This is a genomic window from Wenyingzhuangia sp. IMCC45467 (genome assembly GCF_054111205.1).
On record NZ_CM134196.1, the window covers coordinates 3,257,437 to 3,281,701 of the forward strand.

Here is a 24,265-nt window from a genome sequence, read left to right on the forward strand (position 1 = left end):
CACCTAAATAGGTGCTTTTTTATTTTATATGTAGTGTTTGTTTAAAAATTTAAAACAACATCTAAGTCAACTGTGTCCCATGTTTTACTAATACCATCTTCACCGGTGTGTAACAATTCACAAGCAGCGTGTAAAGAAGCTAATGCTTTTTCAGCATGCCAAGTTTTTAAGTCTAAAGTAGCCTTTAAATAAGCTGTTCTGTTTTGAACGTTTAAGGTAAAAGGTAAGTCATGCGTTTCGTTGTTCATAGTTAAAGAAATAATACCAGTATTGTTGTTTGTTTTGGTAACAGTACCAGAAAGCATTTCTGTATTGTCCATCACTCCAAAAAACAATGTTTTTAGCTTATTGTCTCTAATGTCATCATTACTAAAAATACTACTTACAGGAATAGAAAATTCTATTCCGTTTAAAGCTTCGTCAATGTTTTCTCCAGATTGGTTGTTGTTAATGTTAACAGTTTGCATTTGTCCATTAACTCCTTTTTTACTGGTGAATTTGTAACCTGTCCAGTTAACAACTACAGTTTCGGTATCTAATTGAAAAGCGGTTGTCTCTGTATTTTTATCTTTTTCTTTTTTTGATGTTTTACATGCAGTTAACGTTATAACTGCTAATAAAATAAGTGCTACTTTTTTCATGTTATCTTTTGGTTTGTATATTTTTCAACGAGTTTAATATATTCTTTTTGTGCTTGTTTTGGAGAAATACCTCTTAGTTGCATCCATGCATTATACTTAAAAGAGCTTCTAAGATCTTGTTCCTGATTGGCATTAAAGCTAAAATCATCACCTTTGGTAGCTTGTTTGTAATATGCGTAGAACTCTAACATGATATCGGGCGGAAGTGTTTCCATTTCTAACGCTAACTTTACCGCTTTGTTAAATCTCTCTTTTAATAAAGAATCGTTACTCATAAATTATAAAAATTATAAAGATGCGATTACATCTTCTGCACCTTTTACTTTCTGATTTAAAGATACGTTAATTTTAGAATTTAATGGTAAAAACAAATCTACCCTTGATCCAAATTTAATAAAACCAGCATCTGTTCCTTGTAAAACTTCTGTACCTTCAACAGCATAGTTCACAATTCTTTTTGCTAGTGCTCCTGCAATTTGTCTATACAACACTTCTCCAAAAGTTGTATTTTCAACGACTACAGTAGTACGTTCATTTTCTGTAGATGCTTTTGGGTGCCATGCAACTAAATATTTTCCAGGGTGATATTTGCTGTATTTTACCAATCCACTTAAGCCATATCTTGTAACATGTACATTAATAGGGCTCATAAAAATGGAAACCTGTAATCTTTTGTCTTTAAAATATTCAGGTTCGTACACTTCTTCTATTACAACAACCTTGCCATCAACAGGTGCTACTACATGATTTTCGGATACTTTGGTTTTTCTTTTAGGGTTTCTAAAAAACTGTAGTATGATAACTACAAAGAATAATAAAACAGCATAAATAAAATATTGAAGCCAAGGCAAATCCTCTAATAAAAAATAAGTTAAATCTGTACCTATTAAAGCTAAGATTAAAGTTGCTATAATGATAATTTTTCCTTCTTTGTGAAACATAGTTTTATGAAATTAGTTGTAAGTAAAAGTATATAAATGGAGAGGCAAAAAGCAGACTGTCAAAACGATCTAAAACACCTCCGTGTCCAGGAATTAAATTCCCGCTATCTTTAATGTTTGCAGCACGTTTAAACATAGATTCTACCAAATCTCCAAGGCTACCAAAAATACTAATAACTAGGCTTAATCCAAGCCACTCTGGTAGAGAAAATTGTGTAAAATATACAGATAAAATACTAGCTGTAATTAATGTAAAAAGCATACCTCCTACAGAGCCTTCAATGGTTTTGTTAGGAGAGATTCTTTCAAATAATTTTGTTTTTCCAATGCTTTTACCTGTTAAATAGGCAAAGGTATCTGTAGACCAAACTAATATTATGCATCCTAAAAAGGTGGTTCCCTCATACGTGTTTGTATCGTTACAAAATGGAATGGCTAGTATAATTGTAAAAGGAAATATAGCATATAAGTAAGTTAAAAAGACTATTCCTAAATCCATAAATGGAGATTTGTTAACTCTTTTAAATAATACAATTAAAAATGCTATAAATAGTAGTACGTATATAAAAGCTGAGTTGGTTTCGGGGATTGCAATGGAGTCACTTAAATTAAAATGTGCTTTTAAAATAGTTATGCTTCCTGCAGATAATAAAAAGGTAAAGATTCCTAAAATATTAAAGAAGGGAGTTTTGTAATTGCTTAATTTTTGAAATTCATGAATAGCAACTAGCATAAAAAAGAAAAATAAAATGTAAAAAGTAAGGCTGCTATACAAAGTTGCAGCTACTAATATGGTAACAAAAATAATTCCTGAAAAAGCTCTTTGCAGCATAAATTTAAAATTATAAATCTTCTATTAAGATAAGGTAAGTGTTTTTACTGTTAGAAAGTCCATAATTCATAAACGTTTCTTTTTTTTCTTCATTACCGTAGTTTCTAATGTCACAAATATTAGTCGGTAGTTTTTGTTTACAATTGGCTTTGATTCCTGTTAAACCTTCTCCCATGTTTTTTACTATTTGACTAGTAGTAGCCATGACAATAAAATTATTGTTTAGCTCTGCCAATCTCATTTCTTTAATTTGATTGGAAGACAACATTATGTTACCAGAGTCTGCTACTAAATGTTCACAGGTTGTAAAAAAAGGACTGTTATAATTAGAACTAGAAACAGGTGTTTTTGTTTGTTCAGAAAAATGTATTAGTTTTTCTTGAGTACAAGAAACTTGTTCCCAATTGTTTTCTTTTAAAATTCGAGTAAAAACCTCTAAAGCTTCATTTTTGGAAATACAGTATAAAAATTTACCGCCCTTATTAATAAAGTTATGAACAAACAAATCATCTAAAGACAAGACAACGGGTTGTTCGTTGATTTTTTTGTCTTTAGATGATGGTTTAGATTTTGAATTTTTAAAAAGTTTATCAAATAAACCCATATAAATAAATCCTTCCTTTATTGAGGTTTAGTGATTTACCTCAGAATTGTTCTCTTCTATTTGTTTTGTTTTTTCTTGCTCTGCTTCAAGTTTTTTTTCTAAGATTTCGCCTTCGGTTAAAAATGCTCTTTCTCCAAAAATCTTAATCAAATCATCTTTAAAGATAACTTCTTTTTCTAACAAACGTTCAGCCAATTCAGTTAATTTGTCTTTGTTGTCTGTTAAAATTTGAATAGCTCTTTGATATTGTTGCTCAATAATAGTGCTAATTTCTTCATCAATTAACTTGGCAGTAGTTTCGCTATAAGGTTTTGTAAACCCGTATTCTTGACCGCTAGAATCATAATAAGTTAGGTTTCCAACTTTATCACTTAAACCATAAATACTAACCATGGCTCTTGCTTGTTTGGTTACCTTTTCTAAGTCGCTTAGTGCCCCTGTAGAAATTTTATTAAAAATGATTTTTTCTGCTGCTCTACCTGCTAAAGTAGCACACATTTCATCTAACATTTGTTCTGTTTGAACAATCATTCTTTCTTCAGGTAAGTACCAAGCAGCTCCTAAAGATTGACCTCTAGGTACAATGGTAACTTTTACCAACGGAGCAGCATGTTCTAGCATCCAGCTAGCAGTAGCATGTCCAGCTTCGTGAAAAGCAATGGTTTTCTTTTCTTTGGCTGAAATAATTTTATTTTTCTTTTCTAAACCTCCTACAATTCTATCAACAGAATCTAAAAAGTCTTCATTTTCAATTGCTTCTTTTCCTTTTCTGGCAGCCATTAAAGCAGCTTCGTTACATAAGTTAGCGATATCTGCTCCAGAAAAACCAGGAGTTTGTTGTGCTAAAAAGTCAACTTTAACATCAGTTCCTAACTTTAATGGTTTTAAGTGTACATTAAAAATTGCACTACGTTCATTTAAGTCTGGAAGGTCTACATAAATTTGTCTGTCAAATCTACCAGCACGCATTAAGGCTTTGTCTAAAACATCTGCACGGTTGGTAGCAGCAATAACAATTACGTTGGTATCTGTACCAAAACCATCCATTTCTGTTAACAGTTGGTTTAATGTGTTTTCACGTTCATCATTACCACCTGTCATGTTGTTTTTTCCTCTTGCTCTACCAATAGCATCAATCTCATCAATAAATATAATAGAAGGAGATTTTTGAGCAGCTTGTTTAAATAAGTCTCTAACCCTAGAAGCTCCTACACCTACAAACATTTCAACAAAATCTGAACCAGATAAAGAGAAAAAAGGAACACCAGCCTCACCAGCAACAGCTTTTGCTAATAAAGTTTTACCAGTTCCTGGAGGTCCTACTAACAAAGCACCTTTTGGAATTTTACCCCCCAGGTTTGTATATTTTTCAGGGCTTTTTAAGAAATCAACAATTTCTTGTACTTCTTCTTTTGCTCCTACAAGTCCAGCAACGTCTTTAAAAGAAACTTTAACTTTTTGTTTTTCGTCAAACAATTTAGCTTTTGATTTTCCAATGCTAAAAATTTGACCACCAGCACCACCAGCACCAGCACCACCTGACATTCTACGCATAAAGAAAATCCATAAACCTAAAATTAAGATAAATGGTAAAAACCCTAATAGAGAGTCAAAAAGATCTGTTTTGTTAACGTTTTTAAGGTCAATAGCTAGATTGTATTTTTCTTTGTTTTCCTTAATAATGTTTTCAAAATTCTCAAGACTACCAAAGTTGTAAGTTAATACTGGTTTAGCAGCTACCCATGGTAGATTATTGTCTTTGGTTTCAGAAGTAAATTCTTTTTGTGCCTCTTCTGTTAAATGAATTTCTGCATAATCATTATTAACAATTAAAATATTTTCAATACTGTTAGAGCGTAATAAGTCTTCAAACTTATTTCTAGTAATATCTGTGTTGGTTACATTGTTACCAAAAAAGTTAAAAGATATAATAACGGCAATGATAGCAGCGTAAATCCAATAAGAGTTAAATTTTGGTTTTAACCCATTAGGTTTGTTATTGGGTTGCTTGTTTGGTTCTTTGTTCATTTGTTTTTGTATGCTTTTGTGATTATGAAATCTTAGTGATTTTAGCATCACCCCATAATCCTTCAATATCGTAAAGTTCTCTGACAGGTTTTTGGAAAACATGTACAACTACATGTACGTAATCTAGTAAAATCCAATTAGCTTGAGACTCTCCTTCAACATGATAAGGTTTTTCTTGTGCTTCTTTTCCAACAATTTTTTGAATTGAACCAGAAATAGCACTAACATGTGTGTTAGAAGTTCCAGATGCTACTACAAAATAGTCACAAACAGTGTTTTCTATTTCTCGTAAATCTATCAATTGAACATTTTCTCCTTTTACCTCGTCAATTCCTTTTAAAATGGTACTAATTAATTGATCAGTACTTACGTGTTTTTTAGACATTAAAAAATCTTTAGTTTTGCTGCAAAGTTATCGTTTTTTAAGTGATAACTTACACTAATATAATTATAATTTATTTGTGAATATAATCAAACTTAATGCCATCGACTCTACTAGTCGTTTTTTGAAAGATTTGGCAAAAAAATCGGAATTAGACAACTTTACAGTAGTGGTTGCTCAGGAGCAATTGGCGGGTAAAGGGCAAATGAACACAGTATGGCATTCTGCAAAAGGTAAAAACTTGTTGTTTACTGTTTATGCGGATTTAAAAGGATTAACGGTGAGTTTAGCTCCCTATATTAGCTTTTTATCGGCTGTTGTTATAAGAAATGTTGTCACAGAATTTTTAGGAGAAAAACATAAAGTAAAAGTGAAATGGCCAAACGACATAATGTCATATAATAAAAAGGTTTGTGGAATATTGGTAGAGAATGTCATTAAAAAACAACAGATAGAATCTTGTTTTATAGGGGTTGGATTAAATGTAAATCAACTAGAGTTTCCTGCTGATTTGGTAAAAGCAAGTTCTTTGGCAAAAATTAAAGGGAGTAAAATAGATAAAGATTTATTGCTGGAAAAAATAATAATAGCTTTACAAGAGGTAGTAAATGTAAATTATATTACAAATAATTTAGACAAAATAAAGCAAGCTTATTTAAAGCATTTATACAAAATAAATGTGCCAACAATGTTTATGGATACAGAAGAAAGTATCTTTATGGGGAAAATTATTGATGTTACTAATGATGGTTTGTTGGTTTTGGAAAAAGATGACGATTTAAGATACAGTTATGCTGTTAAAGAAATAAAATTGCTTTAAATATTTTGTAAATTATTACTCAATGCATTTATAAAATTTGTTAAGGGTTTTTTAACCATCATGGCCATCATTGGGTTAAAATTTCCATCAAAAAATAGTTGAGCGGAAGTACTGTTTTCTGAGACTGTTTTTAAGTCAATAGTTAAACTAAAGTCTAATTTGCTAGAAGCAGCACCTAGAACAATTTTAGTGTTAGGTGTTTTTTCTTTTAAAATTAATCTAATTTCTGGCATTCCTGTCAATCCAAAAATAAAAGAGTCTCCATCTACTTCAAACTTTTCCTTATTGTCAGGCATTAATTGTTCAAAGTTGTTTAAGTCTGTTAAAAAATTAAAAGTTTCTTTACTTGATTTAAAAATGGTTACTGATGGCGTTTCTAATTTCATATGATGGATGTTTGAAATGCAAATATAATTATTGAAGCTAAAAAAAGCACCTTAATTACTTTTAAGATGCTTTTGTTTGGTTTTAATCTTCTTCGTTAGTCCATTTATCTGGAGCTTTTCTCCATGTTTGAATCAATGCCAACTCATTAGAAGTAATATAGTTGTTTTTTACAGCTTGCTCAATCAATACTTGATAATTACTTAAAGTAGTTAAAGTAATATTTGCAGCTTCAAAGTTTTTATCTGCAATAGGAAAACCATATGTAAAAATAGCCATCATTCCTTTTACATTTACTCCCGCTTCTTTTAAAGCTTCTACAGCCAATAAACTACTTTTACCAGTACTGATTAAATCTTCTACCACTACAACATTAGAACCTTTTTCAAGATAACCTTCAATTTGGTTCATTCTACCATGTTTTTTTGGTTCTGGTCTAACATATACAAAAGGAATTCCTAATTCTTGTGCAACCAATACTCCAATAGCAATAGCTCCAGTAGCAACACCAGCAATTACATCAGGCTTTCCATATTGCTCTTCAATAGCTTTGGCCATGTTGGTTTTTAGAAAGTTTCTTATGATTGGATAAGAAAGTGTAATTCTGTTATCACAATAAATAGGTGATTTCCAACCAGAAGCCCAAGTGAATGGATTTGAGGGTTGTAGTTTAATTGCTTTTATTTTTAAAAGCTGTTCTGCGGTATTATTTGCTGTATCTTTGTTAAAAATCATAGTGCAAATGTATAAAGTTTTTATCAATGAAGTTCCAGTTTTTTTTACAGAAAAAAACAATGAATTAACAGGTTTTTCTTCTGTGAAATATCAAGAACTTGATTTTATAAATATGTATCAAGAAATTCAAAAGAATTCCGATGCGAAAATAAATGTTATTTGTGACAATTTGGAAAATGATTGGTGCAATTTTTTATTAAATTTTGAAGTCCGTAGTGCAGCAGGAGGAGTGGTGAAAAACTCAAGTAATGAAATTTTATGGATTTACAGGTTTGATAAGTGGGATTTGCCTAAAGGACATATAGAAAAGGGAGAAACGAAAGAGGTTGCAGCTATAAGAGAAGTAGAAGAGGAGTGTAGTGTTTCTGGATTAATGATTGATGAAGAATTGGAGACCACCTATCATGTTTTTAAACATAAAGGAGTTTTGGTGATGAAAGTAACTTATTGGTTTGGAATGCATACCCAAGAGTCTGAGATGAATTTAATTCCTCAAGAGGAAGAAGGGATTACAGAGGTTGTTTTTAAATCTATTCAAGATTCTAAAAAATGTTTGGAGAATACCTATGGAAACATAAAGTTGTTGTTGAAAGACCTGTAATTAAGGTTTTGTTAAAGCTGGCTTAACTTTTTAGAAGTATTATCGGATTAATTTCGTGATTTAGATAGCTTTTAATGATGAAGATTAATCACAAAGTTTTAGTTCCATTTTTGCTAGTTTTATTATTGTCTTTGTTTCTTTTTGGCTATGCCAAAGGAGAGGTGGTTCTGATAATTAATAAAAATCATACTTTATTTTTAGATAGATTTTTTACTAGCCTAAGCTCTATAGGAAATACCATGAGTATTTTCTTTTTTTTAGCTATTGTATTAAGGTATAAATTAAAGTTTTTATACTTTTTTGTCTTGGCTTTTTTAATAGAATCTACAATTGTTATCCTTTGTAAGCATCTTATTTTTGATGGTTTTCCTAGGCCGTATTTAATGTTTGAAGCTAAAGGAATCTTGTCTCAAATAAACTTTGTAGAAGGGATAAGGGTGAATAAAAGAGATTCTTTTCCATCTGGTCATACGGCTTATGCATTTTTAATAGCGATTTATTTTTCTTTAAAGATCAAAAAAATACTTCCTGCCATTGGTTTGTGTTTGATTGCTACGCTTATAGGAATCTCTAGAATGTATTTGGTACAACATTTTTTTATGGATGTTTTTGCGGGAGCAATCGTAGGAGTTTCATCTGCATATGTAGCCATTGTATTGGTAAAGAATTCTCGTAAAAAGAAATGGTATAACATGAAAATAAGGTTTACTCCAATGCGTAAAAATTGGATAGAATTCATTCCAACCCCAGAAAATTAATGAAGTTTTTTGATCTTAAAAATCCATTATGGTGGATGTTTTTACTTGCTTTTGTTTTGTGTCTTTTTGGTAGCGGAAGTTCTATTATTTACATTTTAGATGAAGCAAAAAATAGCGAAGCAGCAAGAGAAATGTTGCAATATGGAAATGTTTTTAGGCCAACTTTTAATGAGGTTATAAGAACAGATAAACCTCCTTTTCATTATTTTTTTATGATGATAGGGTATAAGGTGTTTGGTGTAAATGCCTTTGGAGCAAGGTTTTTTTCTGCATTGTTTGGGGCATTAACTATTTTGATAACTTTTAATTTTACCCAAAAACATTTGGGAGATAAGATTGCAAAAATCACTTTTTGGATATTATTGTCTTCGTTTTATTTTATTCAAGAATTTCATTTGGCTGTTCCAGATCCATATCTAATTTTTTGGATGAGTTTGATCTTTTTTTGTTACATAGATTTTTTTGTTTCAAGAAACGTTAAAATACTTTGGTTACTGTATTTTTCTATGGGGTTTGGTGTTTTAACTAAAGGACCAGTAGCCATTGCTCTACCGACTTTGGTAGCTTTTGTACATTTAATTTTGGTAAAACAATTTACTGTTAAACAAATTTTATCATTTAAACCTTTTTTAGGGTTGATTTTGGTTTTATTGATTAGCGTTCCTTGGTTTTATTTTGCTCATGTAGAAACACAAGGGGTTTTTACTGAAGGATTTTTTTTAAAACACAATGTGGCTAGGTTTCAAGATAAAATGGAAGGCCATGGAGGTAGTTTTTTAATCACCATAGGTTTTGTGTTGTTGGGCATGTTACCGTTTTCTTTATGGATTTTTAGAGCATTGTTTTTGGCTTTAAAACAAAAAGCACAAAATAAATTCTTGTTTTTTTGTTCTGTTGCAGTTGTTGTTTTTGTAACCTTTTTTGCTATTTCTGCTACTAAACTTCCTAATTATACCATGCCTTGTTATCCTTTAATAGCAATTGTATTGGCTTGGTTTTTTAATGAAGTTTTAAATGCTAAAAGTTTTAAAGGGAAATATATTGAATGGGCTTTTTTAATTTTAATAGCAATCGCTTTGCCTATTGCAGGGTATATTGGTTTGTCTTTAGAGAGTTCTTTGGAGTCTAAAAAATGGATTGCTTTGTTGTTGGTTTTTATTCCTATAGGAGTCGTTGTTGCTTTTTACTGTTTTATTAAAAAGAACTTTGTATTAAGTTTTAAAGTAATCTCATCAATATTTATAGGGTTTAGTTTGTTGTTGTTTGGCTTTGTTTTTCCTCAATTAACAAAAGAATCTCCTGTAGAAAAATTTAAGGAACACGTAGCTAGTCATAGACAAGTAATAGTCTACAAAAGAATGGATGCAGCCTTTCCAATCAACTTTAACAGAACTTATAAAATTGTAGATACCGTAGAAGAGATTGAAACTTTTTTTAAGGAGTTTCCTAATGGTGTTGTAATGACCAATACAAGAAATAAAGATGAAATAAATGAATTAAGTATCTTTAATCAATTATTTTCGCAAAAAAGTTTGTTCGAAAATCATACGACTAGGGTGTATGATAATGATCAATCAAAATAGTTGAGTAAAAATTTATGACCTTATGATTTTATCAAAAAGAGATCTTTATGTTCTTTATCCATTATTGTTACTTGTTTATATAGCAGGTTTGTTTATTCCAGTGATGGAAAACGATTCTGCACAACATGCAACCATGGCGATGAGGATGTATCTTGAGAATGATTTTTTACATATATATAAAGGAACTCATGATTATTTAGACAAGCCACACATGCATTTTTGGTTGGCGGCTTTGTCTTTTAAACTTTTTGGAATATCTGCATGGGCTTATAGATTACCAGCTTTTTTATTTACCTTAATTGGTGCCATGTACACTCATAGATTGGCAAAATATTTTTATGGAAGAAAAATAGGTCATATGGCTTCATTGGTTTTTTTATCATCTCAAGCGATTATTTTGTCTAATCATGATGTAAGAACTGATGCAGTTTTAACTGGAGCTACTATTTTTGCTTTGTATCATTTTGTGAAATATTTAGATAGGCAAACTATTAAAAACGTGATTCTAGGTTTTTTAGGATTGGCTATTGGTTTTTCTACAAAAGGTCAACTGGCGGTCTTTGTTTGCGGAATGGTTTTGTTTGTACACGTGTTGTATGCAAATAAATGGAAGTCGGTTTTCTCGTGGAAAGTATTGCTAGGGTTGGCGAGTTTCTTTCTTTTCATCAGTCCCGTTTTATATGCTTATTATATTCAGTTTGATTTGCATCCAGAGAAAGTTTTTAACGGTCATTCTAATATTTCTGGAATTAAATTTATTTTATGGGATCAGAGTTTTAATAGACTCACAGCTACAGGATTTGGGAATACAAGTCCAGATTATTTGTTCTTTTTTCACTCTATTCTTTGGGCATTTTTACCATGGCCTTTAATTATGTACACAGCAATGTTTAGCAACATAAAAAGAGCTCTTAAATATAAATTTAAGTCTTACGAAAGTTTTGAGTTGATGACTTCACTTGGTGTTTTACTGGTTTTGTTGGTGATTAGTACCTCAAAATTTAAGCTACCACATTACTTAAACAGTTTAATTCCGTTAATGTCTATTTTGGTAGTTGGGTTTTTATGGTATTTGCAAAAAAGTCAAAAAGTTAAATACATAAAAAGATGGTTTAATTTTCAAGTAGGATTGTTTTCGGTATTGTCAGTTTTGGTTATTTATTTATGTTTTTGGGCATTTCCAGTTCATAATATTTTTATCATTATTGGTATAATGTTGATTGCTGTTTTGTTAATTCTCTTTTTAATCAAAGAAAAAGCATCACCTTTTAGAAAATTAATAGTATCATCAGTAGGTTTTATGATTTTAATTAATTTCTGTTTAAACACTCAGTTTTATCCTAATTTGTTACAATATCAATCTGGAATTACAGCAAGTAAAATCATCAAAGAAAATAATATAGATGTCAATCATTTGTATTTAAGAAAAGATATAGAAGCTTGGTCTGTTAGTTTTTATGCCCATAAAAATTTAAAAGAAGTTTCAGTTGATGAAATTCCGAATCAAATTAAAAAAGGAGAATGGGTGTATTTAGAAGAGGCTTCTTATTTAAGAACCCAAAAAGAGGGAGTAGTGTGGTCAAAAGTTTATCCTTTAGATCACTATAGAATTACAAGGTTAAAAATGAAATTTTTAAATCCAAATTCAAGACCATCAACTTTGAGTAAAAGATATTTGGTGCAACGATAATTATTAAAATATCAAAATTATTATTTAGCAAACAACTTGTTTTAGTTTTAGGATTATGAGTAAGTTTGTCAAATCGAAATAAAAGAAAAATGAGTAAATCAAGTTTGTTATCTATTGTAGTTCCTGTGTATAATGAAGAAGGGAATGTAACCTTGTTGACAGAAAATATAGACAACGGTTTAAAAGGATATAATTACGAAATTATTTATGTTGATGATTGTTCTACAGACAATACTCGTAAAGAGGTAAAAGATTTAAATCATCCTAAAGTAATTTTGGTTGAACTTAGAAAAAATTACGGACAAAGTTCTGCTATTGCTGCGGGAATTGATATTTCTAAAGGAGAGTACATTATTACGATGGATGGAGATTTACAAAACGATCCATCGGACTTACCTGCGATGTTAGACAAATTGATAGAAGACGACTTGGATATGATTACAGGGATTCGTCAAAAAAGACAGGATAATTTTTTAAGAACTTTGCCTTCTAAAATTGCGAATTACATCATTAGAAAAACTACAGGTTTACATATTACAGATCATGGTTGTGCTATTAAAATTTTTACAGCCGAAACTGCAAAAGGATTAAAATTATATGGAGAAATGCACCGTTTTATTTCTTTGGTTACTTTTATGAATGGAGCAAGAATATCAGAAATGCCAGTAAAACACCATGCTCGTCAATTTGGAGTTTCTAAATACGGATTGGGGAGAACTTTTAAGGTGATTAATGATTTGTTATTGATTTTATTTCAACGTAAATACTTGCAAAAACCTATTTATCTGTTTGGAAATATAGGGTTGAGTTTTGCTGGAGTAGGAATGTTAATCAATTTTTATTTGTTAATTCTTAAACTTTTAGGTGAAGACATATGGGGAAGACCATTATTAATTCTTGGTGTAATGTTAGTAGTAATGGGAATTCAGTTTTTTACCGTTGGAATTATTATAGATTTGTTGATGAAAACTTATTACGAATCTCAAGACAAACGACCATACAACTTAAGAAAAGTAACTACTTTTGAAAAAATATAAGGTTAAAAAAATAGCAGGAACAGTATTAAAAATAGGAGTGAGCGTACTCCTATTTTACTTTGTGGTAACTAAAATATCTTTTGCAGAGGTATTTAAGATTATCAAAAACAGCAATGTCTTGTTATTGCTTTTAAGCGGTGTTTTTTTACTTTTATCTCAGTGGGTTTCTTCCATTAGGTTAAACACTTTTTTTCATTCCTTAGGTTATCACTTGTCTAACAAAAGCAATCATGTGTTGTATTTAATAGGAATGTTTTACAATTTTTTTATTCCTGGAGGAATAGGAGGTGATGCTTATAAAGTTTATAAACTTCATAAAAAGTTTGATTGGAATGTTAAAAAATTATCTGCCGCCATTTTTATAGATCGCTTTTCTGGTTTAACTGCCATTGGAATGTTGTTGGTTTTGCTAATGATTCCTTTTGTAAAATCTTTAGATTGGATTTCTTCAAACTTTGTGTTGATTGGAGTAGCAGTTTTGTTGTTAATTTTAATTCCATTAATGGCTTTTGCCTTGGTGCAAAAACTTTTTCCTTCATTTAAAAAAGTTTACATTAAAACTTTAGGCCTGTCTTTAGTAGTGCAAACATTACAATTAATTTGTGTGTATTGTTTGGTGTTAAATTTTAATGTGGTTTCTGATTTATTTGCCTATTTATTGGTGTTTTTAATCTCTGTAATTTTATCTATCGTTTCTTTTGCGGGAATTGGAGTAAGAGAATTTGTGTTTTATCAAGCAGCAGATTTGTTACATTATAACAAAGACATTTCTGTAGCTATTGGTTTACTGTTTACTTTTTTAACCGCTATTTTATCTTTAATTGGTGTTTTCTTTCAGTTAAAAAAAGTAAAATTATCATTGCAAGAAAAAAAATAGCTAACTCGCTGTTTTTGTGTGTGCTCACTTAAAAATATTTTGTATATTTGCAGTCCTTTTTGGCGAGCTAGGTTAAGAAAAGGAATAAAAACAATTTAATTTAACATCTTTAGTTGTTGTTACTCGCTCTAAAAACATAACTATCAGCTAGATACAAATTATTTTTAGACACATGTCTGAAGCAAACCAAAACGCAGTGGAAGCTCAAGAGCAAGAAACTGTACAAGTAAACCCACAAGAATTTTTAGCAAACTTTAACTGGCATAAATACGAAGAAGGTATTGATGAGGTTGATGAAGCTCAATTAAAAGAGTTTGATGCTGCATTAGAAGGAACTGTAGGTTTCGTAAATGAGCGTGATGTAATTGAAGGAACTGTAGTTCGTATTACTGACCGTGATGCGATCATTGATATTAACTCTAAATCAGAAGGAGTTATTTCTTTAAACGAATTCCGTTACAATCCTAACTTAGCTGTTGGAGATAAAGTAGAGGTTTTAGTTGATAGAAGAGAAGATCACTCAGGACAATTAGTATTGTCTCACAAAAAAGCAAGAGTAATCAAAGCTTGGGATAGAGTTATTGCTGCTCAAGAATCTGGTGAAGTAGTTAACGGATACGTTAAGTGTAGAACTAGAGGAGGTATGATTGTTGATGTTTTCGGAATTGAAGCATTCTTACCAGGATCTCAAATTGACGTGAAGCCAATTAGAGATTACGATCAGTATGTAGACAAAACAATGGAATTCAAAGTTGTAAAAATCAACCACGAATTTAAAAACGTTGTTGTATCTCACAAAGCTCTTATCGAGGCTGATATCGAAGTTCAGAAGAGAGAAATCATTTCTGGATTAGAAAAAGGTCAAGTATTAGAAGGTATTGTTAAAAATGTTACTTCTTACGGTGTATTCGTAGATTTAGGAGGAGTTGATGGTTTGGTACACATTACTGACTTATCTTGGTCAAGAATCAACCACCCATCTGAGGTAGTTGAATTAGATCAAAAATTAAACGTAGTAATCTTAGACTTTGATGACAAGAAAACTAGAATCCAATTAGGATTAAAGCAATTGTCTCAACACCCTTGGGATGCTTTAGATGCTAACTTAACTGTTGGTGATAAAGTTAAAGGAAAAGTAGTTGTTTTAGCTGATTACGGTGCATTCATCGAAGTTGCTGAAGGAGTTGAAGGATTAATCCACGTTTCTGAAATGTCTTGGTCTACTCACTTACGTTCTGCACAAGATTTCGTAAAAGTAGGTGATGAGGTTGAAGCTCAAATCTTAACTTTAGATAGAGAAGAGCGTAAAATGTCATTAGGTATTAAGCAATTACATCCAGATCCATGGGCTGATATTACAGCTAAATACCCTGTAGGTTCTACTCACAATGGTATTGTACGTAACTACACTAACTTTGGTGTTTTTGTTGAGTTAGAAGAAGGTATTGATGGATTGGTTTACATTTCTGACTTATCTTGGACTAAGAAAATTAAGCACCCATCTGACTTTGTTGCTGTAGGTGATAAATTAGATGTACAAGTGTTAGAATTAGATGTTGAAAACAGAAAATTAAACTTAGGACACAAACAAACTCAAGATAACCCTTGGGATGCTCACGAAGCGAAGTTTGCTTTAAATACTGATCACGAAGGAACAGTTAAAGAGAAAAACGACAAAGGAGCTGTTGTAGACTTTGAAGATGGAGTTGAAGCATTTGTACCTGCACGTTTATTAGAAAAAGAAGATGGTTCTAAAATCAACAAAGGAGATACAGCTACTTTTAAAGTAATTGAGTTCTCTAAAGAATTTAGAAGAATAGTTGCTTCTCATACAGCTACTTTTAAAGAAGCTGAAGCTAAGAACATCAAAGCGCAAGCTAAGAAAGTTGAATCTAGTGAAAAATCTACTTTTGGAGATATCGCTGGTTTAGCAGACTTAAAAAAGAAAATGGAAGGTAAATAATTCTATTTTTAAATAATTATAAAAGCTGTTTTGGACATCCAAAACAGCTTTTTTTTTATTCCTAATTTGTATATTTGGGATTCCTTAAAAACTAACAACTTTAAAATAATAGAACAGTATGATATTAATTGCTGATGGTGGATCAACCAAAGTAGATTGGATTGCTTTAAATAGCGATAAAACTGAAAGATTTAAGACTAGGTCAGAAGGGTTAAACCCTGCTATTGTAAATAAGGAATTGCTTAAGAAAAGGGTCTTAGATAATGTTAATTTAGGTCCTTTAAGAACAGAAGTAACTCAGGTTTTTTTCTATGGAGCTGGTTGTGGAACTCCAAAAGCAATTCAAGCTTTAAAAGAAGTGTTTCAAGAAGTTTTTGTAACAGCTGAAATAGTGGTAGCAGAAGATATGTTGGCTGCTGTATATGCGGCTTCTGAAGCTGAACCTGCAATTGTTTGCATATTAGGAACAGGATCTAATAGCTGTTATTTTGATGGAAAAGAAGTCATTTCGGCAACTGCATCTTTAGGGTGGGCAATTATGGATGAAGCTAGTGGTAATTACTTTGGTAGAAAGTTAATAAGAGATTACTACTACAAAGTAATGCCAGAAGAAATTAGAGTCAAATTTGAAAAAGACTTTAATCTAGAGGATGATTATATTAAACAGCAATTATATCAAGGAGATGCTCCTAATACCTATTTAGCAAGTCATGCTGCTTTTATGTTTGATTTTAAAGATCATGAATATATTAAGGGGTTAATAGAAGATGGTGTTGATGAATTTTTTAGATACAGAGTTTTGCCATATGGAAAAGGAAAAGATACTCCAATCTATTTTATAGGTTCAGTAGCTTTTTATTTTTCTCATATTATAGAAAAAGTAGCTAATAAATATAGCTTGACTTTTTCAGGAGCTATCAAACGTCCAATTGATAATATGATTGCTTATCATAAAAAATATTTAATCAACTAATTGATAATAAAACAAAAAAGGATACTTAAACAGTATCCTTTTTTGTTTTAATGACTTTTATCTTTTCTGGTTCTTTTTATTGTTACTGTTGTATTTTGAGTCATTGTTATTAGAGGTTCTTCTATAGGAATTACTATTTTTTCTATAGGTTTCTTTGGTTTTATTTTCTTGTTTTAATTTTTGGTTGTTGTTTTGTTTTGGTTGATTTTTCTTCGCTGAATTGTTTCGGTTTGAATTTTTGTTATAGTTTTTATATTGTTTAGAGTTGTAGTGTTTTTTTACAGTGTTGTTTTTTCTGTAAGGATTGTTATATGCTTTAGCTCTTTTAGCAGCAGGTCTTTTATAAAACCTATAATGTGGTTTGTAATTTCTATTATTGTAGTTTATATAACCTCTACGATTGTAAATAGTTCCGTAATTAGTGTAGTAAATATTAAGATTTCCAATAGATGAAACCAATCCATGGTAATTATAATGAATATTAACACTACCAATTCTGCTTACTTTTCCATAACGATTATAGTAAATAGGAGTTCTTTCAATTTGTACAATGGCTCCATATCTATTTTTTTGAATGTATGGTGCATAATTACGTCCAGTGTTAAAACTTAAGTTTATATTACGTGTATTAATATTTATGCTTGAGGAAGAACTACGTTGTAAAATGTTAAAATCAAACTCTCCGTTGTTAAAAACGGCATATTCCACACCATTTTCTATAAATATAAATGGTGTTTGGTTAATTGATACACGATCGGTATTATAGGCATTTGCTGTTAAACTTAACAATAAACAACTTGATAGAAATAAGTAAATTTTTTTCATGATATATTGTTTTTAAGTGAGACAATGTTTTGTGATAAATAGGTACCTATAGGTTGTTTTAAGCCAAACAGCGTGCCAAAAATTAAAAGTATATAAAAGAGAAAAGCCAAATACAGAGTTGTAGATGGCTTTTTTATTAGTGTCTGGTGTAGGATTTATTGAAGATCTTCTAGGGTTTTAATAGTGTTTAACCCGTTTTGTATTTTTGTTAATTGTGATTGTAAAATAGTAACAATAGAGGGTGGGGTAGAAGAATCATAAATAGCATCTTCATAGTCTTTAATAGCTTTTTGTTCACCTGTAATAGATGCTTCTAGCATTGCTTCTGCATTGTTATCAGTAAAAAGAACCTTAAGATCCATCCAAGCTCTGTGAACATCACTTTTGATACTAGTTCCTTTTTTATAATCTCCACCTAAGGATTTAATTTCATCAACTAGTTTGTTTTCAAATTCCTTTCTTTGTTCGGCTTTGTTTTTAAAATACGCTTTTAAAGCAAGGTGGTTTGTGTTGTCTGCTGCTTTTTTAAATCCTTCTTCAGCATCATGAGTTCTTACTAATAATGCTTCTAACTTTTCTGTAAGAATGTCTAAACTTGTTTTCATATTCTATTTTTTTTATGTGTAATACTTAAATGATGTGTATTACATAAACATCTTTCTCTTACCTTAAAATTAGATAAACTATAAAGTGTTTTTTTGCTCTATTCATGTAGTGTTGTGCTCATATAAGAATAGAGTATAGAAGTTTAAAAAAAGTATAAGACTATAAAAGGTCTAAGATTCTTTCTAAAGCCATACCTCTAGATCCTTTTATTAAAAGGGTAGTGTTGCTAAAATCAGTATCAAAATTGTTTTTTAAATCATCAAAAGAGTTGTAGAATATAGCTCCAGCTGTTTTGTGTTGATAAAAATGTTTTCCTACAAAAATAACTTTATCAAAATTAGAGTCTAAAACCTTTTTAACCATGGTTTTATGCTCTTTTTCACTAGTAGTTCCTAGCTCAAACATGTCTCCCAAAACCACAGCTTTGTGTTCTTTATTAAGCGAATAAAGGTTGTCTATAGCTGCTGCCATGCTTGTTGGGTTTGCGTTGTAAGCATCTAAAATAATATGTGTACTTCCTTTTTCTATGATTTGTGAACGGTTGTTTTCTGGTTTGTAGTTTTCTATTGCTTTCTTAATATTTTCACTTGTAATGTTAAAATACTGTCCAATAGCTATGGCAGCAATAATATTATTATAGTTGTACTTTCCTATTAAGTTGGTTTGAATTACGTTTCCTTTATGGGCTAACTGAACATAAGGTGTTAATTCTAATAAAGGAGTTTCATGTGGGGTGATATACACACATTCGCAATAATCAGATTGTTCTACTTGTATTTTATCTTCTTTGTTTACAAAAGCAATTCCTTCGGCATTGGCAATGTAATCATACATTTCAGATTTTCCTTGTATAATTCCTTCTTCAGATCCAAAACCTTCTAAATGAGCTTTACCAAAATTGGTAATGTATCCAAAGTTTGGAGCAGCAATAAAACACAAATGCTGAATTTCTTTTAAGTGATTGGCTCCCATTTCTACCACTCCAATTTCAGTTTCGCTAGTCATGTTTAACAAAGTTAATGGAACTCCAATATGATTGTTTAAATTACCTATTGTGGCATTTACTTTAAACTGAGAGGCTAGTACTTCTCTAATTAATTCTTTGGTAGTGGTTTTTCCGTTGCTTCCTGTTAAGGCAATAATAGGAATACCTAAGTGTTCACGATGACAGTGAGCCAAGTGTTGCAGTTTTTCTAAAACATTATCAACCAAAATAGTTCTTTCATCAATGTAAAATTCCTTTTCATCAATAATTACATAGGCTGCTCCATTTTCTAATGCAGTCTGAGCGAATGTATTTCCATTAAATTTTTCGCCTTTTAAAGCAAAAAAGATAGCTCCTGTGGTGATTTTTCTGGTATCAGTGGTAAAGTTTTGTTTCTGGTTTAAAAACAATTTATGTAAATCTGCTGTTTTCATAGATGACTATAATAAGGTCATTAAAGAGGTGATATAAATTCCTGCTGTTTCTGTTCTTAATCGGTTATGACCAAGAGTTACAGGTATAAAATTTAGGTCGAGTGTTTTTTGAATTTCTTTTGGGGTAAAATCTCCTTCGGGTCCTACTAAAACTAAAATATCATTCTCTGGTTTGGCAATGTGTTGTAAAAACTGTTTGTTGTTTTCATCTTCACAATGTGCTATAAATTTTTGACTAGCTTTCTGTTCGTTTAAAAAATCATCAAACAATATTGGTTCGTTAAAAACGGGTACATAAAGTTGTAATGATTGCTTTACAGCAGATTGAATAATCTTTTTCATTCGATCTACTTTTATCACTTTTCTCTCAGAATTTTTACAAATAATAGGAGTGATTTCATCAATACCAATTTCTACAGATTTTTCTAAAAACCATTCATATCTATCGTTTAACTTAGTGGGGGCAATGGCTATATGTAAATGAAAAGGGCGGTTTTTTGGTTTGTGTTCAACTTTAAGAACGTTTACGGTACATTTTTTCTCATTAGCAAAAGCAATTTCTGTTGTAAAAAAATGTCCCTTACCATTGGTAATAAATACAGTGTCTCCCTCTTTTTTTCGTAAAACTTTTATTAGGTGTCTGCTTTCTTCTTTATCAAAAGTGAAAGTAGTATCTGTTGGGTTTATATGTTCGCTAATAGATAATATCATAAGGTAAAAGGATTAGTAGCTTAAGATTACATCTTCTATAGGTTCTTTTTTTACTTTTTTCTTCTTCTTTTTCTTCTTCTTTTTGACCTTTTCTTTCTTTTCTTTTTTAGGCTTTTCCTCTTTTTTTATAGGCTCTTCAAGAAGGGTGTCTATGAATTCGTCTTTTTCAATAATTTCCTCTTCTTTCTCTATTTTAGATTTTTTTTCTTTTTTAGGTTCCTCAATATACTCCCATCTATCATAGTGGTTGTCTATTCTAAAAGCTAAGTTTAGACCAATTTCATGTCCGGAAATATTTTTACCAACACTAGTTTTGTAATGGAATGCAAGTGCTAAGTTTTTGTTTACTAAAAAAGGAGTCCCAACTCCAATAGTTGTATAATGATAATCATTAGAGCCATATAATTGGGCTTGTAAATAAGGATTCCATCTTTTTGCTATTACATATGAAGAAGAAACGGAATATACCATTTGAGCATAATTCCCTCCGTGATTATAGTAGTCTAGTTGATTGTTTAGCCTTACTTTTTTACTAATGTTGTTTTGAGTTATAATACTCATGGTAAAACTGTTTAGACCACCATTGTAAAATTGACTATTGGCCAAAGGAGTGTTGTACTTTAAGGCAATAGCAACACTAGGAATTAAACCGTTGTATTTAAATCCGTATCTTCTTTTCCAACTTTTTTTAAGTTCAGGACTTTCTTTGTTTACGTGTTCGTAGATTAAATATTTTAAACCTATAGAAAGGTTTTCGGTTCCTGTAATATCATGGTTGTTAATTTCTCCATGAGAAAATTGATGATTTAAGGTGGCTTCTAATCTTTCGGACCAAAACCCATAGTGCAAATCAAGATTATTACTAAAGGTATTCATGTTTCTATGAATACTTTTGTTGTTTGTGCTGTTTAATAAGATGGAGTTCTCTATCTGAAAAACATTTCTACCCACAGCGTAAGGTGTTTCTGTATCACCAGGTCTGTTAGCATTTATAATGGTTGTATATTGAGCATAGTTTGTGGAGGTAAATAATATAAAACAAAAAATGCATAAAAGAATTCGATTCATGAAAACAGAAAAATTATTAGCTGTAAATATAATATTTTATGATAGAGCGGGTGGGTTCCTTTTCAAATTATTATTTTTGAGCAACTAAAGAAAAATCAATGCAAGAAGCCGGGTTTATAAATTTTATTAGAACACTTTTAATTATACTTGCCGTATACTATATTTTTAAATTTTTTGTTAAATATGTAGTACCAGTTTTATTGGTGAATTATGTTCAGAAAAAAACAGGACAACAGCCTAAAAAAGAACCGCTAGAAAAAGAAGGAACGGTTACTATAGATAAAAAACCAAAACAAGACAATATTGTTGATGATAATGTTGGTGAGTATGTAGATTACGAGGAAATTGATTAATTCCAAAACAAAATAATTTTGAAAAAAACATTTAACGTAAAACAGTTTGCTGTTTATATAGGTGTAATTATTGCTTTTAGCGTAGTTGCCCTTTTTTATTTTAAGCCAGTATTAAAAGGATATAAAATATTTCAGAGTGATATTGCTCAGTTTAGAGGAATGTCTAAAGAATTAAAAGATTATAGAGAACAAAACGGAAAAGAAGCTTTTTGGACAGATGCAGCTTTTGGTGGAATGCCATCTTATCAGTTGAGTACTTATTATCCTAATGATTATATAAAAAAGTTAGATAGTGTTATTCGTTTTTTACCTAGACCAGCAGATTATTTGTTTCTATATTTTCTAGGTTTTTTTGTGTTGTTAACCGTCTTAAAATTCGATTGGAAATTAGCTATCATAGGTTCTTTGGCTTTTGGCTTTTCTACTTATTTTATAATTATTTTGGGAGTAGGACATAATGCCAAAGCACATGCTATTGGGTATATTCCGTTGGTGTTGTCTGGAGTGTTATTACTTTTTCAAAAAAGATATGTTCTTGGGTTTGTATTAACGGCTATTGCCACTTCTTTAGAAATACACACAAGTCATCCACAAATGACTTATTACATGGTTTTTATGTTGCTTTTTGTTGGTTTGTTTTTTGTGATTGAACAAATTAAAAAAGGTGATGTTAAACTTTTTATAAAACCTGTTTTGCTAGTTGTATTGGCTATGGTCATTGGTTTGTTAACCAATGCACAAAGTTTGTTGGCAACCAAAGAATATGCAGCTCACAGTACACGTAGTAAAAGCGAATTAACCGTTACTCCTGATGGAAAACCAAAAGAAGTTACCACTGGTTTAAGTAAAGATTATATTACTGAGTATAGTTACGGAATTTTAGAAACTTTTAATTTAATGATTCCTCGTTTGGTAGGAGGAGCTAATAACGAAGATTTAGGGACTGATTCTAATACCTATCAATTCTTAGCTTCAAAAATAGGAGCAGCACAAGCAACTCAGTTTTCTAAAAGTGTGCCAACTTATTGGGGAAATCAACCCATTGTTGCAGCACCTGCCTATATTGGAGTAGTGTTTGTGTTTTTGTTTTTTATAGGATGCTTTTTGGTAAAAGGTTGGATTAAAAAGGGTTTAATAGCTGCTACTGTTTTTTCAATACTAATGAGTTGGGGAAAGAATTTTGGTTTGTTAACCGATTTGTTTATTGATTATATGCCTTTGTATAATAAGTTTAGAGCCGTGTCATCTATCCAAATTATTGCGGAAATTTGTATTCCATTATTAGGAATGTTGGCTTTAAAAGAGTTGTTTTCTGATACAGTTTCAAAGCAAGAAAAAATAGAATCAACAAAAATTGCAGCGATTATTGTGGGAGGAATTTTAATTGTTTTCACTTTTTTTGGAGGAATGTTGTTTTCTTTTTCTGGATTAAATGATGGGTATTACAATCAACAAATTCCTGGTTTTTCTGGAGCTTTACAAGCCGATCGAAAAGATATATTATTTGCAGATGGAATTCGTTCTCTTGTTTTGGTGGCTTTAACAGTTGGTGTTTTATGGTGGGTGTTAAATGCTAAAATTAAAAAACAATATGCCGTAATAGTCTTAGGAGTAATTTTGTTATTTGATACCATGACTATTGCCAAACGTTATGTGAACGATGATGATTTTTTGCCAGCTATTAAAGTAGAAAAGCCTTTCTCTCCATCGGTAGCAGACAAACAAATACTACAAGACAAATCGCATTACAGGGTTGCTAATTTTAGCGGTAATTTTATGAATGATGGAGCTACATCCTATTATCACAAATCAATAGGAGGCTATCATGCAGCCAAGCCACGTAGATATCAAGAATTGGTAGATTATCAATTGTCTAAAAACAATATGGAAATTATCAATATGCTTAATACAAAGTATTTTATAGTTTCATCAGAAAAAGGATCGCCAGAAGCTCAGAAAAATCCTGATGCGAATGGAAATGCTTGGTTTGTACATAATATTATATCTGTAGACAATGCTGATGATGAAATTTTAGCTTTGACAGATTTTGATTCTAAAAATGATGTAGTCATCAATACACAAGATTTTAAGGTACAACCTACAGAGGTAGATAGTACAGCAACTATTAAGTTAATGTCTTATGAGCCTAATGAATTGGTGTACGGATATCAATCCGAAAAACCTCAATTGATAGTGTTTTCAGAAATGTATTACCAACCAGGTTGGAATGCTTATGTAGATGGAAAATTAACACCACATTACAGGGCTAATTATGTGTTAAGGGCTATGAATGTACAAGCAGGTAAACATAAAATTGTATTTAAGTTTGAACCTAAAGTAATACAGCAAGGTTCAATGCTGAGTTTGGTTGGTTATGGTTTGTTAATAGTAATTTCGGGAGTGTTAATTTTTGTGTTTAGAAAAAAGGAATAGT

25 protein-coding genes are annotated in these 24,265 nt (G+C 30.8%); 11 read left to right on the plus strand and 14 right to left on the minus strand.

Features of this window, described 5'->3' with window-relative positions:
* Positions 1-41: 41 nt before the first annotated feature.
* The 7 genes from ACXGQT_RS13845 to rsfS are packed head-to-tail and all read right to left on the minus strand — an operon-like array spanning position 42 to position 5,431.
* Positions 42-641 carry a YceI family protein gene (locus ACXGQT_RS13845; protein ID WP_457829173.1) on the minus strand — a complete coding sequence of 200 codons (600 nt, stop codon included), beginning with the start codon at positions 639-641 and terminating at the stop codon, positions 42-44.
* Positions 638-916 (minus strand): acyl-CoA-binding protein, encoded by a 279-nt coding sequence (locus ACXGQT_RS13850; RefSeq protein WP_457829174.1) that lies wholly within the window; start codon positions 914-916, stop codon positions 638-640. The genes ACXGQT_RS13845 and ACXGQT_RS13850 overlap by 4 nt, the downstream gene beginning before the upstream one ends.
* A gap of 12 nt (positions 917-928) precedes the next feature.
* Complete coding sequence (locus ACXGQT_RS13855) at positions 929-1,582, minus strand: phosphatidylserine decarboxylase family protein (protein WP_457829175.1); 654 nt, start codon at positions 1,580-1,582, stop codon at positions 929-931.
* Positions 1,583-1,586: 4 nt separating this feature from the next.
* Complete coding sequence (locus ACXGQT_RS13860; RefSeq protein WP_457829176.1) at positions 1,587-2,414, minus strand: phosphatidate cytidylyltransferase; 828 nt, start codon at positions 2,412-2,414, stop codon at positions 1,587-1,589.
* A gap of 10 nt (positions 2,415-2,424) precedes the next feature.
* Entirely contained in the window at positions 2,425-3,018 is a 594-nt protein-coding gene (locus ACXGQT_RS13865; RefSeq protein WP_457829177.1) for an LUD domain-containing protein, read from the minus strand.
* A 27-nt stretch (positions 3,019-3,045) separates the two neighbouring features.
* On the minus strand, positions 3,046-5,046 hold the full coding sequence (ftsH, locus tag ACXGQT_RS13870; protein WP_457829178.1) for an ATP-dependent zinc metalloprotease FtsH: 2,001 nt from the start codon (positions 5,044-5,046) through the stop codon (positions 3,046-3,048).
* A 22-nt stretch (positions 5,047-5,068) separates the two neighbouring features.
* Positions 5,069-5,431 carry a ribosome silencing factor gene (gene rsfS / locus ACXGQT_RS13875; RefSeq protein WP_457829179.1) on the minus strand — a complete coding sequence of 121 codons (363 nt, stop codon included), beginning with the start codon at positions 5,429-5,431 and terminating at the stop codon, positions 5,069-5,071.
* Between the two features lie 76 nt (positions 5,432-5,507).
* Between rsfS and ACXGQT_RS13880 the strand changes: the two genes are divergently transcribed.
* On the plus strand, positions 5,508-6,248 hold the full coding sequence (locus ACXGQT_RS13880) for a biotin--[acetyl-CoA-carboxylase] ligase (protein ID WP_457829180.1): 741 nt from the start codon (positions 5,508-5,510) through the stop codon (positions 6,246-6,248).
* Here ACXGQT_RS13880 and ACXGQT_RS13885 read toward each other — a convergent pair.
* The gene (locus ACXGQT_RS13885) at positions 6,245-6,634 is read right to left on the minus strand and encodes an SRPBCC family protein (protein WP_457829181.1); all 390 of its coding nucleotides are present in this window, start codon (positions 6,632-6,634) and stop codon (positions 6,245-6,247) included. The genes ACXGQT_RS13880 and ACXGQT_RS13885 overlap by 4 nt on opposite strands.
* An 82-nt stretch (positions 6,635-6,716) precedes the next feature.
* The gene (pyrE, locus tag ACXGQT_RS13890; RefSeq protein WP_457829182.1) at positions 6,717-7,367 is read right to left on the minus strand and encodes an orotate phosphoribosyltransferase; all 651 of its coding nucleotides are present in this window, start codon (positions 7,365-7,367) and stop codon (positions 6,717-6,719) included.
* A 7-nt stretch (positions 7,368-7,374) separates the two neighbouring features.
* Between pyrE and ACXGQT_RS13895 the strand changes: the two genes are divergently transcribed.
* The 8 genes from ACXGQT_RS13895 (at position 7,375) to ACXGQT_RS13930 (ending at position 16,849) form a co-directional block, all read left to right on the plus strand.
* A complete protein-coding gene (locus ACXGQT_RS13895; protein ID WP_457829183.1) occupies positions 7,375-7,968 on the plus strand; it encodes an NUDIX hydrolase in 594 nt (197 codons plus the stop codon).
* Positions 7,969-8,042: 74 nt separating this feature from the next.
* Positions 8,043-8,726, plus strand: a complete 684-nt coding sequence (locus tag ACXGQT_RS13900) for a phosphatase PAP2 family protein (protein ID WP_457829184.1) — start codon at positions 8,043-8,045, stop codon at positions 8,724-8,726.
* Positions 8,726-10,309, plus strand: a complete 1,584-nt coding sequence (locus tag ACXGQT_RS13905; protein ID WP_457829185.1) for an ArnT family glycosyltransferase — start codon at positions 8,726-8,728, stop codon at positions 10,307-10,309. Before ACXGQT_RS13900 ends, ACXGQT_RS13905 begins: the two co-directional genes overlap by 1 nt.
* 22 nt (positions 10,310-10,331) lie before the next feature.
* A complete protein-coding gene (locus ACXGQT_RS13910; RefSeq protein WP_457829186.1) occupies positions 10,332-11,999 on the plus strand; it encodes an ArnT family glycosyltransferase in 1,668 nt (555 codons plus the stop codon).
* An 89-nt stretch (positions 12,000-12,088) separates the two neighbouring features.
* Positions 12,089-13,036, plus strand: a complete 948-nt coding sequence (locus ACXGQT_RS13915) for a glycosyltransferase family 2 protein (protein ID WP_457829187.1) — start codon at positions 12,089-12,091, stop codon at positions 13,034-13,036.
* Positions 13,023-13,913 carry a lysylphosphatidylglycerol synthase transmembrane domain-containing protein gene (locus tag ACXGQT_RS13920; RefSeq protein WP_457829188.1) on the plus strand — a complete coding sequence of 297 codons (891 nt, stop codon included), beginning with the start codon at positions 13,023-13,025 and terminating at the stop codon, positions 13,911-13,913. The genes ACXGQT_RS13915 and ACXGQT_RS13920 overlap by 14 nt, the downstream gene beginning before the upstream one ends.
* Positions 13,914-14,085: 172 nt before the next feature.
* On the plus strand, positions 14,086-15,876 hold the full coding sequence (gene rpsA, locus ACXGQT_RS13925; RefSeq protein ID WP_457829189.1) for a 30S ribosomal protein S1: 1,791 nt from the start codon (positions 14,086-14,088) through the stop codon (positions 15,874-15,876).
* Between the two features lie 118 nt (positions 15,877-15,994).
* Positions 15,995-16,849 carry an N-acetylglucosamine kinase gene (locus ACXGQT_RS13930; RefSeq protein WP_457829190.1) on the plus strand — a complete coding sequence of 285 codons (855 nt, stop codon included), beginning with the start codon at positions 15,995-15,997 and terminating at the stop codon, positions 16,847-16,849.
* 57 nt (positions 16,850-16,906) lie between these two features.
* Here ACXGQT_RS13930 and ACXGQT_RS13935 read toward each other — a convergent pair whose 3' ends face one another.
* The 5 genes from ACXGQT_RS13935 to ACXGQT_RS13955 form a co-directional block, all read right to left on the minus strand.
* Positions 16,907-17,674: a hypothetical protein gene (locus tag ACXGQT_RS13935; protein WP_457829191.1), complete on the minus strand. Its 768-nt coding sequence runs from the start codon at positions 17,672-17,674 to the stop codon at positions 16,907-16,909.
* A gap of 155 nt (positions 17,675-17,829) precedes the next feature.
* Complete coding sequence (locus ACXGQT_RS13940) at positions 17,830-18,279, minus strand: ferritin-like domain-containing protein (RefSeq protein WP_457829192.1); 450 nt, start codon at positions 18,277-18,279, stop codon at positions 17,830-17,832.
* 160 nt (positions 18,280-18,439) lie between these two features.
* Positions 18,440-19,699, minus strand: a complete 1,260-nt coding sequence (locus ACXGQT_RS13945) for a UDP-N-acetylmuramoyl-tripeptide--D-alanyl-D-alanine ligase (protein WP_457829193.1) — start codon at positions 19,697-19,699, stop codon at positions 18,440-18,442.
* A gap of 6 nt (positions 19,700-19,705) precedes the next feature.
* Positions 19,706-20,410: a 16S rRNA (uracil(1498)-N(3))-methyltransferase gene (locus ACXGQT_RS13950; RefSeq protein WP_457829194.1), complete on the minus strand. Its 705-nt coding sequence runs from the start codon at positions 20,408-20,410 to the stop codon at positions 19,706-19,708.
* 12 nt (positions 20,411-20,422) lie between these two features.
* A complete protein-coding gene (locus ACXGQT_RS13955) occupies positions 20,423-21,478 on the minus strand; it encodes a transporter (protein ID WP_457829195.1) in 1,056 nt (351 codons plus the stop codon).
* Between the two features lie 98 nt (positions 21,479-21,576).
* On the opposite strand from ACXGQT_RS13955, the gene ACXGQT_RS13960 reads away from it, so the two are divergent.
* Complete coding sequence (locus ACXGQT_RS13960; protein WP_457829196.1) at positions 21,577-21,831, plus strand: DUF4834 domain-containing protein; 255 nt, start codon at positions 21,577-21,579, stop codon at positions 21,829-21,831.
* An 18-nt stretch (positions 21,832-21,849) separates the two neighbouring features.
* On the plus strand, positions 21,850-24,264 hold the full coding sequence (locus ACXGQT_RS13965; RefSeq protein ID WP_457829197.1) for a YfhO family protein: 2,415 nt from the start codon (positions 21,850-21,852) through the stop codon (positions 24,262-24,264).
* Position 24,265: the final 1 nt, after the last annotated feature.

What these genes read in the sequence shown, in the direction of transcription:
- ACXGQT_RS13845 (WP_457829173.1), bottom strand. Translation starts at nt 641, where the DNA reads ATGAAAAAAGTAGCACTTATTTTATTAGCAGTTATAACGTTAACTGCA.
- ACXGQT_RS13850 (WP_457829174.1), bottom strand. Translation starts at nt 916, where the DNA reads ATGAGTAACGATTCTTTATTAAAAGAGAGATTTAACAAAGCGGTAAAG.
- ACXGQT_RS13855 (WP_457829175.1), bottom strand. Translation starts at nt 1,582, where the DNA reads ATGTTTCACAAAGAAGGAAAAATTATCATTATAGCAACTTTAATCTTA.
- ACXGQT_RS13860 (WP_457829176.1), bottom strand. Translation starts at nt 2,414, where the DNA reads ATGCTGCAAAGAGCTTTTTCAGGAATTATTTTTGTTACCATATTAGTA.
- ACXGQT_RS13865 (WP_457829177.1), bottom strand. Translation starts at nt 3,018, where the DNA reads ATGGGTTTATTTGATAAACTTTTTAAAAATTCAAAATCTAAACCATCA.
- ftsH (WP_457829178.1), bottom strand. Translation starts at nt 5,046, where the DNA reads ATGAACAAAGAACCAAACAAGCAACCCAATAACAAACCTAATGGGTTA.
- rsfS (WP_457829179.1), bottom strand. Translation starts at nt 5,431, where the DNA reads ATGTCTAAAAAACACGTAAGTACTGATCAATTAATTAGTACCATTTTA.
- ACXGQT_RS13885 (WP_457829181.1), bottom strand. Translation starts at nt 6,634, where the DNA reads ATGAAATTAGAAACGCCATCAGTAACCATTTTTAAATCAAGTAAAGAA.
- pyrE (WP_457829182.1), bottom strand. Translation starts at nt 7,367, where the DNA reads ATGATTTTTAACAAAGATACAGCAAATAATACCGCAGAACAGCTTTTA.
- ACXGQT_RS13895 (WP_457829183.1), top strand. Translation starts at nt 7,375, where the DNA reads ATGTATAAAGTTTTTATCAATGAAGTTCCAGTTTTTTTTACAGAAAAA.
- ACXGQT_RS13900 (WP_457829184.1), top strand. Translation starts at nt 8,043, where the DNA reads ATGATGAAGATTAATCACAAAGTTTTAGTTCCATTTTTGCTAGTTTTA.
- ACXGQT_RS13905 (WP_457829185.1), top strand. Translation starts at nt 8,726, where the DNA reads ATGAAGTTTTTTGATCTTAAAAATCCATTATGGTGGATGTTTTTACTT.
- ACXGQT_RS13910 (WP_457829186.1), top strand. Translation starts at nt 10,332, where the DNA reads ATGATTTTATCAAAAAGAGATCTTTATGTTCTTTATCCATTATTGTTA.
- ACXGQT_RS13915 (WP_457829187.1), top strand. Translation starts at nt 12,089, where the DNA reads ATGAGTAAATCAAGTTTGTTATCTATTGTAGTTCCTGTGTATAATGAA.
- rpsA (WP_457829189.1), top strand. Translation starts at nt 14,086, where the DNA reads ATGTCTGAAGCAAACCAAAACGCAGTGGAAGCTCAAGAGCAAGAAACT.
- ACXGQT_RS13930 (WP_457829190.1), top strand. Translation starts at nt 15,995, where the DNA reads ATGATATTAATTGCTGATGGTGGATCAACCAAAGTAGATTGGATTGCT.
- ACXGQT_RS13935 (WP_457829191.1), bottom strand. Translation starts at nt 17,674, where the DNA reads ATGAAAAAAATTTACTTATTTCTATCAAGTTGTTTATTGTTAAGTTTA.
- ACXGQT_RS13940 (WP_457829192.1), bottom strand. Translation starts at nt 18,279, where the DNA reads ATGAAAACAAGTTTAGACATTCTTACAGAAAAGTTAGAAGCATTATTA.
- ACXGQT_RS13945 (WP_457829193.1), bottom strand. Translation starts at nt 19,699, where the DNA reads ATGAAAACAGCAGATTTACATAAATTGTTTTTAAACCAGAAACAAAAC.
- ACXGQT_RS13950 (WP_457829194.1), bottom strand. Translation starts at nt 20,410, where the DNA reads ATGATATTATCTATTAGCGAACATATAAACCCAACAGATACTACTTTC.
- ACXGQT_RS13955 (WP_457829195.1), bottom strand. Translation starts at nt 21,478, where the DNA reads ATGAATCGAATTCTTTTATGCATTTTTTGTTTTATATTATTTACCTCC.
- ACXGQT_RS13960 (WP_457829196.1), top strand. Translation starts at nt 21,577, where the DNA reads ATGCAAGAAGCCGGGTTTATAAATTTTATTAGAACACTTTTAATTATA.